The organism is Sulfuriferula thiophila (assembly GCF_003864975.1).
In the GTDB taxonomy this organism is placed as follows: domain Bacteria; phylum Pseudomonadota; class Gammaproteobacteria; order Burkholderiales; family Sulfuriferulaceae; genus Sulfuriferula; species Sulfuriferula thiophila.
Genome location: NZ_BHGL01000033.1, coordinates 156,765 through 169,907 on the forward strand (window position 1 = coordinate 156,765; position 13,143 = coordinate 169,907).

The following is a 13,143-nucleotide window of genomic DNA, read 5'->3' on the forward strand; positions in this document are numbered from 1 at the left end:
TTACTTTTCAGCAGATTTGTTAAGTATGTTAATACCTTTTAACAAGCTCAACGCCTGATTGAGCTGGAAGTCATCTTTGGAGACGATTTCACCTGGTTCCAGTTTTTTCGGTTTGTCCGATTTGGCTGGCCTGTCCGGTCCGATAATTTTCGGTGGTTTGGCGTCGGTTTGATTGTCAGGTGCGTTCGGGTTGCTGAGATGGTTTTCCAAATCAGATTCACGTACACCAAAGCCATCTTCAGCTTCATTTCCTACTACTTTACCTTCTTCCACGATGATGTCGGGTGTAATGCCTTTGTTCTGAATTGAACGACCGTTAGGCGTGAAATAACGTGCTGTGGTTAGTTTGATGCCGGTGCCGTTGCCTAGAGGCAAGACCGTTTGCACTGAACCTTTGCCGAAGGATTGAGTGCCAAGAATGATGGCGCGCTTATGGTCTTGCAGTGCGCCTGCAACGATTTCTGATGCAGAAGCGGAGCCGCTGTTCACCAGCACGACCATCGGCATGGTTTTGACCCATGCAGGCAGATCTTTAATATAATCAGGCTGATTGCCACGCAGATAGAAATCAGGCGATGCGGTGAGTTTCATTTTGGAATCTTCCGCACGACCGTCGGTATATACAACGAGGCTGTCAGGCTTAAGGAAGGCTGCAGAAACGCCTACTGCACCATTGAGCAGGCCGCCCGGATCATTGCGCAAGTCCAGCACCATGCCTTTTAGCGGGCCTTTGTTATCTTTTTGCAGTGCATCGATAGCTTGTACCAGATTCTCGCCAGTATGCTCCTGGAACTGGGTGATGCGAATATAGCCGAAATTGGGTTCGACCAGTTTGTATTTCACGCTCTTGACTTTGATAATGGCGCGAATCAGGGTGACAGTAAAGGGTTTGTTCGCGCCTTTACGTGCAATGGTAAGGGTGATTGGGGTGTTAGGTTTGCCACGCATGCGTTTAACTGCATCGTTAATGGTCATGCCTTTGACCGGGGTGTCGTCGAGTTTGATAATCAGGTCGCCGCTCTTCAGCCCGGCTTTTTGCGCTGGGGTATCTTCGATAGGCGAGACCACTTTCACAAAGCCGTCTTCCATGCCGACTTCAATGCCCAGTCCGCCGAATTCACCCTGCGTGCCTACTTGCAGGTCTTTAAATGCATCCGCATCCATGTAGGCGGAATGTGGATCCAGCCCGGACAGCATGCCATTGATGGCCTGGTTAATGAGCTTTTTGTCTTCGACAGGCTCAACATAATCACTTTTTATTTTGCCGAATACTTCAGTGAATGCACGCAGTTCATCGAGCGGGAGTGGCTGGGCGGCTTCGCGGTCTGCTATGGCAGGAAGGTTAAGCGAAAGCGCTACGCCGATAACGATACCGGATCCGACTAAGCCAAATTTTTGTAGTTTGTTACCCATTACTGGCATCCTTGTTGTTTACCGCGCTATCCAGTTGCTAGGGTCAAATGCCTGACTCTGGTAGCGTAATTCGAAATATAAACCCGTCTCATTATTACCGCCGGTGTTACCTACGCTGGCGATGGTATCACCCGCTTTGACACTGCTGCCTACTTGTTTATACAGGGTTTCATTATTGCTGTACAGGCTCATATAACCACCGCCGTGGTCGATAATTATCAGGTTGCCAAAGCCGCGCAACCAATCAGCAAATACCACTTCACCGCCGGCAATGCTATGCACAGGTTGACCGGCAGGTGCCTTGATGAATAAGCCTTTCCATAATGTACCGCCCTGTTCACGTGGAGTGCCGAAGCGGTGGATTAGTTCCCCACGTGTAGGCAGAATCAGGTGGCCTTTGAGTTTTCCCAGTCCGCTGTCAGGCGTGACCGGTTGCGCAGGCGGTCTTGTGGTATTGGTTGGCTTGACTGGCTTGGCTGTGGCACGAGTCGAGGCTTCCTTTTTAGCGCGGAGTGCTGCGGCAGCCTCTTCCTTGGCTTTTCTTTTGGCGATTGCTCTGGCGATATCCTGCATCAATTTGGTAATGCGCTTTTCGTCCTGTTCAAGCGTGGCAATTTGTTGGCGTTGTTGCTGAATTTCTGAACCAAGCTGTTTTACCACTTGCTGTTTGATCTGGCGCTGCGCCTGCAAGGTCTGTTTCTGTTGCTGGTGTTGCTGGCGAATTTGGTCAAGGCGTGTTTGTTGCTGTTGCTGCGATACGGCGAGTTGATCAAGCTGGTTGAGATTATGCTGCAATTCGCTGATTAGCTGATTGCGTGCTTTGCTGATATAGCTGAAGTAGGTAAGGTTGCGTGTGATTTGATTGGGGTTTTCCCCATTCATTAATAACTTGGCCGTGTCTGACTGGCCGGAGAAATACTGCTGGCGTATCAGCGCCATTAATTCATTTTGTTGCCGTTCTATGGCTTTGTGCGCTGTTTGACTCTGGCTGTGCAATTCGGATAAAGCCAGCTCGGTTTCATTACGTTGCTGATCAAGCTCAAATAGTGCACGGTTGGCATCGCTGATAGCACGTTCGGACTTCTGGAGTGCATCAGCGGCGCGGTCGCGGTTGGTTTCGGCAGCATGATTCTGCTGTCGTAACTGTTCGATTTTGGAACGTATTGCAGCTAATTCGGATTCGTTTTGTGCAGCTATCGCATTCGCAGAGAATAGCTGCGAGGCGAATGCGATAGCGGCTATGAAAGAGCGTGGATTCACTCGAAATTAATCAGTGACTTGCCTGTCATGTTGGCAGGTTGCACCACTCCCATAATGTTGAGCATGGTCGGGCTGATGTCCTCCAAAGCACCTGTGTCGGCAAGGCTGGCCTGGCGTTGGCCAATATACAGCAGCGGTACCAGATTGGTCGTATGCGCGGTGTAAGCTTGCAGAGTGGTTTCATCAAGCATGAGCTCGGCGTTGCCGTGATCTGCGGTGATCAGAACTTCACCACCGGCTGCCAGCATCGCAGGTACAGCTCTTCCCAGGCAAATATCGAGCGCTTCGATGGCTTTGATTGCGGCTTCGAGATTGCCGGTATGGCCAACCATGTCGGCATTGGCGTAGTTGCAAATGATGGCGTCAAACTGATGACGTTCTATCGCTTCTACCAGTTTGTCGGTGAGCTCGAATGCACTCATTTCCGGTTTCATGTCGTAGGTGGCAACATCCGGTGATGGCACCATAATCCGTTCTTCGCCCTCGTATACGGTCTCTTCACCGCCATTGAAGAAGAAGGTGACGTGCGGATATTTTTCGGTTTCGGCAATACGCAACTGTTTTAATCCGAGTTGCGAGATGTACTCACCAAAACCGTTACGGATACGTTCCGGCGGGAACGCGACAGAGACGTTAAACTCGTCGCTGTATCCCGTCAGTGTGCAGAAATCCGCGAGCTTGGGTTGGTATTCACGTTCAAACTCGTTGAAATCCGGTTCAATGAAGGTGCGTGAAATTTGCCGTGCGCGATCTGAGCGGAAATTCATGAATACCATGCTGTCGCCATCTTCTACGCGTATCGGCTTGGCGCCGGGAGGTACAATGCTGGTTGCTTTCACGAACTCATCGGATTCGCCGCGAGCGTAAGCCATTTCAAGCCCGGTCATGGCATCCGGAGCAGTGAATTCGGCTTTACCCTGAGTGATGAGGTCATAGGCGGCTCTGACACGCTGCCAGCGGCTATCTCTGTCCATGGCATAGTAGCGGCCGATCATGGAGGCGATCTGCCCGGTTTGCAGTTCATCGATTTTGGCCTGCAGATTGGCGATGAACAGCTCTGCGCTTTTTGGTGCCGTGTCGCGCCCATCCAGGAATATATGCAGATAAACTTTCTTCAGCCCTTCATTAGCTGCCATGGCCAGCATGGCATGAATATGGCGCTCGTGGCTATGCACCCCGCCATCCGATAGCAAACCCAGAATGTGCAGTGCGCGATCATTCTGTTTGGCGACTTCTATCGTATGTTTGAGTGCCGGGTTGGCGAAAAATGAGGTGCCCTTGATGGCCAGATCGATTCGGGTGAACTCTTGGTACACCACGCGACCGGCGCCAATGTTCAGGTGCCCGACCTCGGAATTGCCCATCTGTCCGGAAGGTAGTCCGACCGCTGATTCAGAAGCCTGAATCAGTGTGTGCGGATAGTGTTTCCAGTATTTGTCCCAGTTGGGTTTGTTGGCTTGAGCAATGGCGTTGTCGGTGTTGCATTTGCGGCAACCGAAACCATCAAGAATGATCAATAATACTGGGGTCACGGAGGTATCTTTCTGTGTGCTGTGCGCGAATTTACTGTTGGATTATATTCTTGGTTGTCGCGGTGATTTTAGTATATTTTAGGCTGTGATGCATTATAATAATATTGTCATGTAATTATCCTGGTTAGCGATGTCAGAACCCACCCTCAATCTTGAACATGTTGATTTGATCGACAAAGACGAGCATATCGAGCAAGCCTCGCGTGCTATGAAAGCCATGTCGCATCCGCTACGGCTGAAAATTTTATGTGTATTGGGGGATAGAGAAGTTAGTGTGCAAGACATAGTTGATAATGTAGGTACTTCACAGAGTAATATCTCCCAGCATCTGGCCATTTTGCGCGATAAAGGTGTGTTGCGCACCCGTAAAGATGCTAATCGGGTTTATTATCGCGTAGGTGATACACGTACTCTGCGCCTGATCAGCTTGATGCGGGATGTTTTCTGCGGATTTACCTGAGTTTAATATGGATGGTAAGCGTGAACTAAACGCTTAAAAAAACCCAGGTAGAACCTGGGTTTTTTTATGGCTGCGTGATACTAAGCTTTGTTGACTTCCAGATTGCGTAAGCGGATATGCAGTTCACGCAACTGCTTTTCATCGACGTTGTTCGGGGCTTGCGTCATCAGATCATTGGCGCGCTGCGTTTTAGGAAAGGCAATCACATCGCGGATGGACTCTGCACCCGCCATCAGCGCGACCAGTCGATCCAGACCGAATGCCAGGCCGCCATGCGGTGGTGCGCCAAACTGCAATGCATCCAGCAGGAAACCGAATTTCTCGCGTGCCTGCTCTTCGCTGATACCCAAGGCGCGGAACACGATATCCTGGATGTGTTGCTGATGGATACGCACTGAGCCACCACCAACTTCCCAGCCATTCAGCACCATATCGTAGGCACGTGACAGCGCGGCGCCAGGATTGGTTTGGAGCAGGGTTTCATGGCCGATTTTAGGTGCAGTGAAGGGGTGGTGCAGCGCATCCCAGCGCTTTTCATCTTCGTTGTATTCGAACATCGGGAAGTCCACAACCCACAATGGACGCCATTCCTTGACGGCATGGCCATGGGCGTGACCGACTTTGGTACGCAAGGCACCCAGGGCGTCGTTGACGATTTTGGCTTTGTCCGCGCCAAAGAAAATCAGGTCGCCATTCTGTGCGCCGGTACGTTTGATAATCTCTGCTAACGCTGCTTCCGGCAGGAATTTAACAATAGGAGACTGCAAGCCTGGCTCAGTTACCTGGCTGGCGTCGTTGACCTTGATGTAGGCCAGACCCTTGGCGCCATAAATCTTGACGAAATCGGTGTAGTCGTCGATTTCCTTGCGCGACAGGCTGGCGCCGCCAGGGACGTTCATCGCTGCAACGCGCCCGCCATCCATGTCGGCTGCGCCACGGAATACCTTGAAATCAACTGTTTTCATCAAGTCGGTAAGCTCGATGATTTCCAGCGAGACGCGCATATCCGGCTTGTCGGAACCGTAGCGGTTCATAGCTTCGGAATAAGGCATGCGCGGGAATGGTGTTGGCAGTTCCACATCCATGACCTGTTTGAACATCTTGCGGATCATGTCTTCGACCAGATCCATGATCTGCTCTTCGGACATAAACGAGGTTTCGATATCGACCTGAGTGAATTCGGGCTGGCGATCAGCGCGCAAATCTTCGTCGCGGAAACATTTGGTAATCTGGAAGTAGCGATCGAAGCCGGATACCATCAACAACTGTTTGAACAGTTGTGGAGATTGTGGCAAAGCGTAGAACTGGCCAGCGTGTACCCGTGATGGCACCAGATAGTCACGCGCGCCTTCCGGGGTGGAACGGGTCAGCATCGGGGTTTCGATTTCCATGAAACCATGCGTATCCAGATAATCACGCAAGGTTTTGGACACGCGGTAACGCAGGCGCATATTGGCTTGCATGACCGGGCGGCGCAGATCCAGATAACGGTGGGTCAGGCGTACGTTTTCCGACAGGTTTTCATCGTCCAGCTGGAACGGCGGAGTGGCGGAAGCATTGAGCACCTCAATATCCAGTGCCAGAACTTCGATTTCGCCCGTCGCCAGATTGCTGTTGACGGTGCCTTCCGGCCGTGCACGAACCAGACCGGTAATTTTGAGAACAAATTCGCTGCGGATTTCTTCAGCGATTTTGAATGTGTCAGCACGGTCGGGGTCGCATACAACCTGGATCAAGCCTTCACGGTCGCGCAGGTCGATGAAAATAACTCCGCCGTGATCGCGGCGACGATGTGCCCAGCCAGTGATTGTAATAGTTTGATCTAGATGAGCACGATTAACCGTGCCGCAATAATGAGTACGCATGTTGGTATGAGGAGTAATAATAAGTATTAAAAATTAGCGGGAATGACGGGTTTTTCAGGTGAACTGACCACGCCCATGGAAACAATGTATTTTAACGCGGAATCGACGCTGATATCGAGTTCTATGATTTCACTGCGTTTGACGAAAAAATAAAAGCCATTTACCGGGCTGGGTGTTGTCGGGATGAATACAGCAACATGCTCGTCATCCAGATGCTGTTCAACTTCACCGGGCAGGTTGGTCTGAAATGCAATCGACCATGCTTGCGGGTGTGGATAGCGTACCAGCAGCACTTTGCGAAAAGCGTCGCCATTGCCGGAAAACAGGGAGTCGGAGACTTGCTTGACGCTATAGTAAATTGACTTGACGACAGGGATGCGTGATAACAGCGATTCCCAGAATTTAAGCAGACGCTGCCCCAGCATGTTTGCGGTAACCAGGCCGCTGAGCAAAATGACTGCAAAGGTCAGAATGACGCCTAATCCAGGGATTTTAACTCCTAGCCAGGCCTCCGGTCGCCAATGCATAGGCAATAGTAATAAGCTCTGATCCAGTGTGGAGATGATCAGATTGAGTGCCCAGATGGTAATGCCTAGCGGCACCCAGATTAACAGGCCGGTAATGAAGTAACGTTTCATGGGCACTCAGTTTGCATGTGGTTCAAACGCAGGCTGGGCAGGCGCCAGTGCCACAGGCGGGCGCGGCTTCCGGCTTGCTTTGGCTGCCGTTTTTAAAGTCAGTCACATAATAGCCGTTACCCTTGAGCTGAAAGCCGGCAGCGGTGATCTGTTTGCTGAAACTGTCTTTGCTGCATTGTGGGCAGACGCTTAACTCAGCATCGGCCATTTTTTGCATCACATCCTGCTCAAAACCGCAGGCAGCGCATTTATATGCATAAATTGCCATAGTGAACACTCCTGAAAAAAAGAATATAACGATATTGTACATTAAGCTATGCTAATTTTAGGCCATTTCATTGAATATCAAGAGCGAAATAGCCGGATGACGAAGCGCCAGGGGGCGGCCAGCATGTCTGTTACCGCGCGTATCAGCCAGCGCCGTGCATCGCGGTGCGACATGCGTGATGCGCGCAATGCCAGATAAAATGCCAGGGAGAAACTCACGGTGAGGTTAATGAAGCCAATTGCCAGCACACCTAATCCGCCCAGCAGGATTTTTAGCCAGGTGACTTTCCAGCTCAGGGCAAATAAGGCATAAGCGAAATTGGCTGCGCCAAACGCAATATGGCGAATGTCGAGCGGTAACCCGGAAAGATGGCCGAAGGCGGCTACCAGACCCAGATACAGACCAAAAAAGAAATTACCGGCGAGTGAACCCAGATGGTTTTCAATATAACGTGTAATCGCGCGCCAGAATCGTCCCCCCAGTATGCGTGCCGGCCAGCTTAGCAAAGCCAGGCGCTGCGGGATTCTTTCGTAAATGTTTTTATTGTCGTAATAACCGCTGACCACGCCGGATAGAAATAAACCCACAGCGGCAATTGCCGCGTATAGCCAATTCATGGGTGTGCTGAGCGAAACCTCGTCAAGCAAGCTGAGCGCTTTGGCGGGCGAAATCGGTTGCCAGTGCCAGAAATAGCCCGCCACGCTGATCAACGTAAGGGCGGTGATAAATGCAAAAATCAGATTGCCTAATATCGCCATTAACTGACTAAGGAAAACCTGACTGATAAAGGTTTGCAGTGCTTGAAACTGGCGTGTTTCCGAGCGTAATTGCGATAGCGTTTGTGCCATCCAGCTTGCGGTCATGGCAGGCTGTTTGGTGGCGATGGTCAGTCCCAGCATGTATATCAGCACGAAGCCGAAAGCATAGTTGAGGCTGACCAGCGCAGCTTCCTGTAACGGCAGGAAATGTGTCTGAGCAATCAGGATTTTAAGCATGGCCATGCCTGCGATGATCACCCCGGCACCGGATGCGGCACGGAACATGGCAAATAACGCGGATCGGTTTTCAGCGACGTAGTGCTCGCCCGTATGTCCGGCATGTTGCGTAATCTGGTACGCAAGTTGCTGGGTCGTGCTGCGTAACAACCTACGTACGCTGTAGCGTTCGCCTGTACTGCGGCTGATGCTGATAAATAGTTTGATAATCAGATCGAGCTTGGTCAGCCCGGCTGCGTTGAGTATGCGTAACAGCAAGTCCAGCCGGTTCAGTTGTTGTTGCAAGCGTACGCGCAAATGGGTGAGTTCTATGCTGGTGCCTTGTTGCGCAGTATGGCGTTCAATACGCGCCAGCACTTCATGACACTGGGCAATAAGCACCTGAGCATGCGCTATGTCTGGCGTGATGTCGGGGTTAAGTATCTGCTGTGCGATTTCTTCATGCTGGGCAAGAAATGGCGATGCGTGCTGGTGTAATTCCGGATTGATGCGTAATAATTCCGGCTCCAGGCCACCCGCTGCAACACGGTGCGACAGGCCATTGATGGCTTCGCGATACTCCATGTCTAAACCGGCAATGGCGGGATGGTCGGGAGTGCATTTGAGCGCAATGAGCAGGCGCCGCCATAAATCAGCATCCACGCCTCTGATCCAGTCGCTGTCGTTAGCAGTGAGTGCATTGTCCAGCCAGTCGCGTAACGAATCTGGCTGGGGTAATGCCGGTAATAGTTTGTAACGAATACGGCGTGACAGTTCATTGGCAAAACTATGAGTGGGCAGGATGCCGGCAGACATCAGTAATTCACCGATCTGTTTGTGGCCAAGCAAACCCAGTAAATGTTCACGTAAACCGTCTGCGTAATCTGGATGACGCTCAATTAGGCCCAATAAGTCGGCAAGATGACATGTGGCAACGTCAATATCCCCGCTGCGACGTGGTCTGAGCAGGAAAAATAAACGCCAGATTAGAGCGCCGTCTGTATCGGCAGGCTCACTGGCCATGCGTTTAAGTGCACGTTCTAGGAATTCAGGGGTGTAATCCATGAGATAATTACCAATCGAAAGACTTGGAGAAGATGAGGCAATTGATTGTAACACCGGCTATTGCTGGTTAACCAATTGCAAGCAGCGTTGAGGCTTTCGTGATGAATGCTGGTCAGCATGGTGTCAGTTGGGCAATGGCATTATCAAGCTGTGATATTTTAATTTGTGAAGGAAAAAGATGACTAGGATACGACTGCCATTATTGTTGCTTACCTGTTTGGCATTAGCATCTTGTGGGCACAGTGAAGTTGATACCCATCAAGGGCAGCCTGTCACCAAGCGCAAGCTGGTATTCAAGGAAATACTGCGTACTTTTGAACCTATGGGATTGATGGTGCGTGGACGCGACCCGTATGACAAGGCAGAGTTGCTGAAGCATGCCGTTGCACTGCAAACGCTCAGTACACAACCCTGGCAATATTTCACGCCGGACAGTAATTATTCGCCTACGCGTGCCAAACCGGATGTATGGGGCAAACCCGTGGAATTCAAACAGGCGCAACAGAAATTTATCGCTGCAACGACGAAGCTGGCGGACTCAGCCAAAACGGGTGATCTGGATGTGATACGTCATGACTTCGGCGCTGTAGAAGATAGTTGTAAGGCTTGCCATCAACAGTTCCGCGGCATCCCCCATTAGGAACCCTGGGTGCTCGATTTTGTCCTGTCTACCCTTGCCTTCTTTGCCGCTGCGTTCTGGATCAGGCGTTATCTGGATGAGCAGGGCATCAATCACGGCATGACCAGGAATACACTGATCTTCGTGCTGGCGACGGTCGTGTCGCTGGCAGTATCGGCTATCGTTGATCAGTTTGAAGACAAGCCGCCAGCAGACCAGCATGGTGAGGTCAGCCAGTTGCTTAAGCAGTTGGCGCAATAATTCCGTTCAATAGTTTTTGTCGGCCGGATTTTTTACGGTAATCAATGGGATTTCAACAGCATCGCTCTGACTGGCCAGCCAAATCTGGCCTTCCTGCAGGGTAAAGGTCAACTGCATATTGCGTTCAGCCAGCTTGGCCATAGCGCGGCTGGTTTCTACCGGGATGTTGTACACGCCCAGATTGTTGATCTTCCCCAGTTTGCTGCTCGCCTGATCCCACCACATATCGGCAGTGCGCCCGCCATAATTGTAGATATACACGTGGTTGGCGCGGCCACAGGCCTTGCGTACCATTTTCTCATCCGGCAGCCCTACATCGATCCAGGTTTCTATCGCTCCGGTTAAATCCTTGTGCCACAGATCGGGTTCGTCATCGTTGCTGATGCCGTTGGCAAAGTTCAGTGCGTCGTTGGCATGCAGTGCAAAAGCCAGTAAGCGCACCATCATCCGGTCGTCGGTTTCCGAGGGGTGGCGGGCAATGGTCAGCGTGTGATCCTGGTAATAATGCTGATCCATGTTGGCAATTTGCAGCTCGGCTTTGAAAATGGTGGATTTAAGTGCCATGAGGGTTAACTGTAGATGACCAGCGCCGCAACACCGGTGGCGATCACGACCAGTATGGCCAGGGCGCGCCAGTTGCTGACAAAGTGCAGGTTCGCGCTAGGAACAGTATTGGGCAGGGATTTATAACCGGTGATCATGGTGACGATCAGGTTGTTGTGTTTGAAAAACCGGTAAAACAGCACAGCGGCAATATGGAGCCCGACTATGGTCAACAGCACATTAAATGCGGCACCATGAATTTCACTGATGGTGCTGCTTATGTCCTGTCCCACCCAATGTACCAGCGGCCCACCGATCAACAATTCATCATTGTAAGAAAATAAACCAGTCAAGGCCTGAAATGCCAGCAGTGCGAGCATGGTAATGACTGCCCAGCCACCCAGCGGGTTATGGCCCAGGTAATGGCTGGGACGTGGTTTCAGCAGGGTCGTGGCGTAAGCAAGGGTAGGTCGCAGTCCGGTGACGAACTGGGTAAAACGCGCAGTGCCACTGCCAGAAAATCCCCACACTACGCGGAACAGTACCAGCGTAAGCATGACATAGCCGGCATACAGGTGAACTTGCATTGCGTCATCGAACAGTTCGACGCTTGCCCAGGAAACGGCAAAACAGATTACCAGACTCCAGTGAAATAAGCGTACAGGTAAATCCCATACTTTGATGGATTGATTAATGGTGTTCATGGGTAAGCGATAACCTGAATAAGCAAGATGTGTAATTATAATGCAACAAAGTCAGCTGACTGCATTGATAGTGAATTTATAACCGACTTGTTTCCAGGCGCGGCTTTCATCAGACAATGCAGTGGTGGTCAGCGGGTTGGCAGCCAGCCAGTCTTCGCTCAGTTGCAGTTGTGCAGCGTTCGGCCCGAATGACAGGGTGAATTGCCCCAGATCAATGGGGCTGCGGCTACGACAGAACAGTACGGCAAGGCGCAGGATAAATACCATAGGCTGCAGTGTGGCCGGAATCTGGGTGGTGTCGCCGAGCTTATCCAGTCCGCCGCGCTGAGTGCGCACCAGCAAGGCGATGCGCGCCTGATCTTTTTGCGAAAATCCGGGCATGTCGGCATGTGCCAGGATGTAGGCGCCATGTTTGTGATAGCCGGAGTGGGCGATGGAAATGCCTATCTCGTGCAATTGCGCAGCCCACAGCAGGTAGGGTTTGAGTTCATGCGCGGCGGAAAGCTCGTGTTCGATCTGTTTGAATAGCTGGGTAGCAATGTCAGCGACACGCCGCGCCTGTTTGTGATCCACATGATAGCGGCGCATGAATTGACTCACCGTGGCAGCACGCATGTCGCGATGATGGAAGCGCCCGAGCAAATCGTACAGTACCCCTTCCCGCAATGCGCCGTCGGTAATGGTCATTTTTTCAATGCCAAATTCGGCAAAAATCCCGCTCATGACTGCAACGCCGCCTGCGAATACCGGTTTGCGGTCGGCTTTCATGCCGGGCAGGTCGAGCTTGCCCTGGTTGCCGATCATGATCATGTGTTCGCGCAAGAGTTCGAGACCTTCACGGGTGATGCCCTGGTCAGCCCAGCCATTCAGCACCAGTACGTCGCTGATGACCCGTGCTGTGCCGCTGGAGCCAACGGCTTCCTGCCATTTGCCGGCATAGCTGGTGGCGATGGTCTGTGCTTCGGCACGCGCCACCAGGATGGCTTGGGCCAGATTGGTTTTGTTGATTTGCCCGTCTGCAAAAAATCGCTGGGTAAAGCTGACGCAACCCAGATGCAGGCTTTCCATCAATTGCGGGGTCATGCCTTCACCGATGACGCACTCGGTGGAGCCGCCACCGATGTCGATGATAAGGCGTGGGTGTTCGGCTGCGGGCAGGCTGTGGGCAACACCGATATAGACCAGCCGTGCTTCTTCACGACCGGCAATGATTTCTATCGGATAGCCCAGTATGGCCTCAGCCTGCTGCAGAAATTCTGCGCTGTTTTCCGCGACGCGCAGTGCGCTGGTGCCGACACAGCGCACTGCGCCCTGCGGCAAGCCACGCAGGCGTTCGCTAAAGCGGTTGAGGCAGGCCAGACCACGTTCCTGTGAAGCACGATCCAGTTTTTTATCGTCACCGATCCCGGCAGTCAGACGTACCGGTTCCTTGAGGGTATCCAGCGGATAGATCTGGTCGTCGACAACACGGGCGACCTGGAGTTTAAAACTGTTGGAACCGAGATCCACAGCTGCGAGTGTGGTGTATTCATTCATAACAA

The 13,143-nt window shown here is 51.8% G+C and carries 13 protein-coding genes; 3 read left to right on the forward strand and 10 right to left on the reverse strand.

Annotated elements, in window-relative coordinates; translation table 11 throughout:
- From EJE49_RS10550 to gpmI, 3 genes are read right to left on the reverse strand one after another with little or no spacing between them, the layout of a single operon-like run.
- Complete coding sequence (locus EJE49_RS10550; RefSeq protein WP_124950573.1) at nt 1–1,413, reverse strand: S41 family peptidase; 1,413 nt, start codon at nt 1,411–1,413, stop codon at nt 1–3.
- 18 nt (nt 1,414–1,431) lie between these two features.
- Nucleotides 1,432–2,673, reverse strand: a complete 1,242-nt coding sequence (locus tag EJE49_RS10555; protein WP_124950575.1) for a murein hydrolase activator EnvC family protein — start codon at nt 2,671–2,673, stop codon at nt 1,432–1,434.
- Nucleotides 2,670–4,205 (reverse strand): 2,3-bisphosphoglycerate-independent phosphoglycerate mutase, encoded by a 1,536-nt coding sequence (gpmI, locus tag EJE49_RS10560; RefSeq protein WP_124950577.1) that lies wholly within the window; start codon nt 4,203–4,205, stop codon nt 2,670–2,672. The genes EJE49_RS10555 and gpmI overlap by 4 nt, the downstream gene beginning before the upstream one ends.
- A gap of 130 nt (nt 4,206–4,335) precedes the next feature.
- Here gpmI and EJE49_RS10565 point away from each other — a divergent pair, with 130 nt between their 5' ends.
- Nucleotides 4,336–4,665 carry an ArsR/SmtB family transcription factor gene (locus EJE49_RS10565; RefSeq protein ID WP_124950579.1) on the forward strand — a complete coding sequence of 110 codons (330 nt, stop codon included), beginning with the start codon at nt 4,336–4,338 and terminating at the stop codon, nt 4,663–4,665.
- A gap of 80 nt (nt 4,666–4,745) precedes the next feature.
- Here the strand turns inward: EJE49_RS10565 and aspS are convergent, their stop codons facing one another.
- From aspS to EJE49_RS10585, 4 genes are all read right to left on the reverse strand, one after another.
- On the reverse strand, nt 4,746–6,530 hold the full coding sequence (gene aspS, locus EJE49_RS10570) for an aspartate--tRNA ligase (RefSeq protein WP_124950581.1): 1,785 nt from the start codon (nt 6,528–6,530) through the stop codon (nt 4,746–4,748).
- A 26-nt stretch (nt 6,531–6,556) separates the two neighbouring features.
- The gene (locus EJE49_RS10575) at nt 6,557–7,168 is read right to left on the reverse strand and encodes a DUF502 domain-containing protein (RefSeq protein ID WP_124950583.1); all 612 of its coding nucleotides are present in this window, start codon (nt 7,166–7,168) and stop codon (nt 6,557–6,559) included.
- Between the two features lie 22 nt (nt 7,169–7,190).
- The gene (locus tag EJE49_RS10580) at nt 7,191–7,436 is read right to left on the reverse strand and encodes an FmdB family zinc ribbon protein (protein ID WP_124950585.1); all 246 of its coding nucleotides are present in this window, start codon (nt 7,434–7,436) and stop codon (nt 7,191–7,193) included.
- Nucleotides 7,437–7,513: 77 nt separating this feature from the next.
- The gene (locus EJE49_RS10585) at nt 7,514–9,475 is read right to left on the reverse strand and encodes a site-specific recombinase (protein ID WP_124950587.1); all 1,962 of its coding nucleotides are present in this window, start codon (nt 9,473–9,475) and stop codon (nt 7,514–7,516) included.
- Between the two features lie 178 nt (nt 9,476–9,653).
- Between EJE49_RS10585 and EJE49_RS10590 the strand changes: the two genes are divergently transcribed.
- Entirely contained in the window at nt 9,654–10,115 is a 462-nt protein-coding gene (locus EJE49_RS10590; protein WP_124950589.1) for a c-type cytochrome, read from the forward strand.
- Between the two features lie 9 nt (nt 10,116–10,124).
- Nucleotides 10,125–10,355: a hypothetical protein gene (locus tag EJE49_RS10595; RefSeq protein ID WP_124950591.1), complete on the forward strand. Its 231-nt coding sequence runs from the start codon at nt 10,125–10,127 to the stop codon at nt 10,353–10,355.
- Nucleotides 10,356–10,361: 6 nt separating this feature from the next.
- Here EJE49_RS10595 and EJE49_RS10600 read toward each other — a convergent pair whose 3' ends face one another.
- Genes EJE49_RS10600 through ppx form a run of 3 tightly spaced genes read right to left on the reverse strand, consistent with a single transcriptional unit; the run spans nt 10,362 to nt 13,138 of the window.
- Entirely contained in the window at nt 10,362–10,919 is a 558-nt protein-coding gene (locus EJE49_RS10600; protein WP_124950593.1) for a YaeQ family protein, read from the reverse strand.
- Between the two features lie 5 nt (nt 10,920–10,924).
- Nucleotides 10,925–11,602, reverse strand: a complete 678-nt coding sequence (locus tag EJE49_RS10605) for a cytochrome b/b6 domain-containing protein (RefSeq protein WP_124950595.1) — start codon at nt 11,600–11,602, stop codon at nt 10,925–10,927.
- A 51-nt stretch (nt 11,603–11,653) separates the two neighbouring features.
- Nucleotides 11,654–13,138: an exopolyphosphatase gene (gene ppx, locus EJE49_RS10610; RefSeq protein ID WP_124950597.1), complete on the reverse strand. Its 1,485-nt coding sequence runs from the start codon at nt 13,136–13,138 to the stop codon at nt 11,654–11,656.
- Nucleotides 13,139–13,143: the final 5 nt, after the last annotated feature.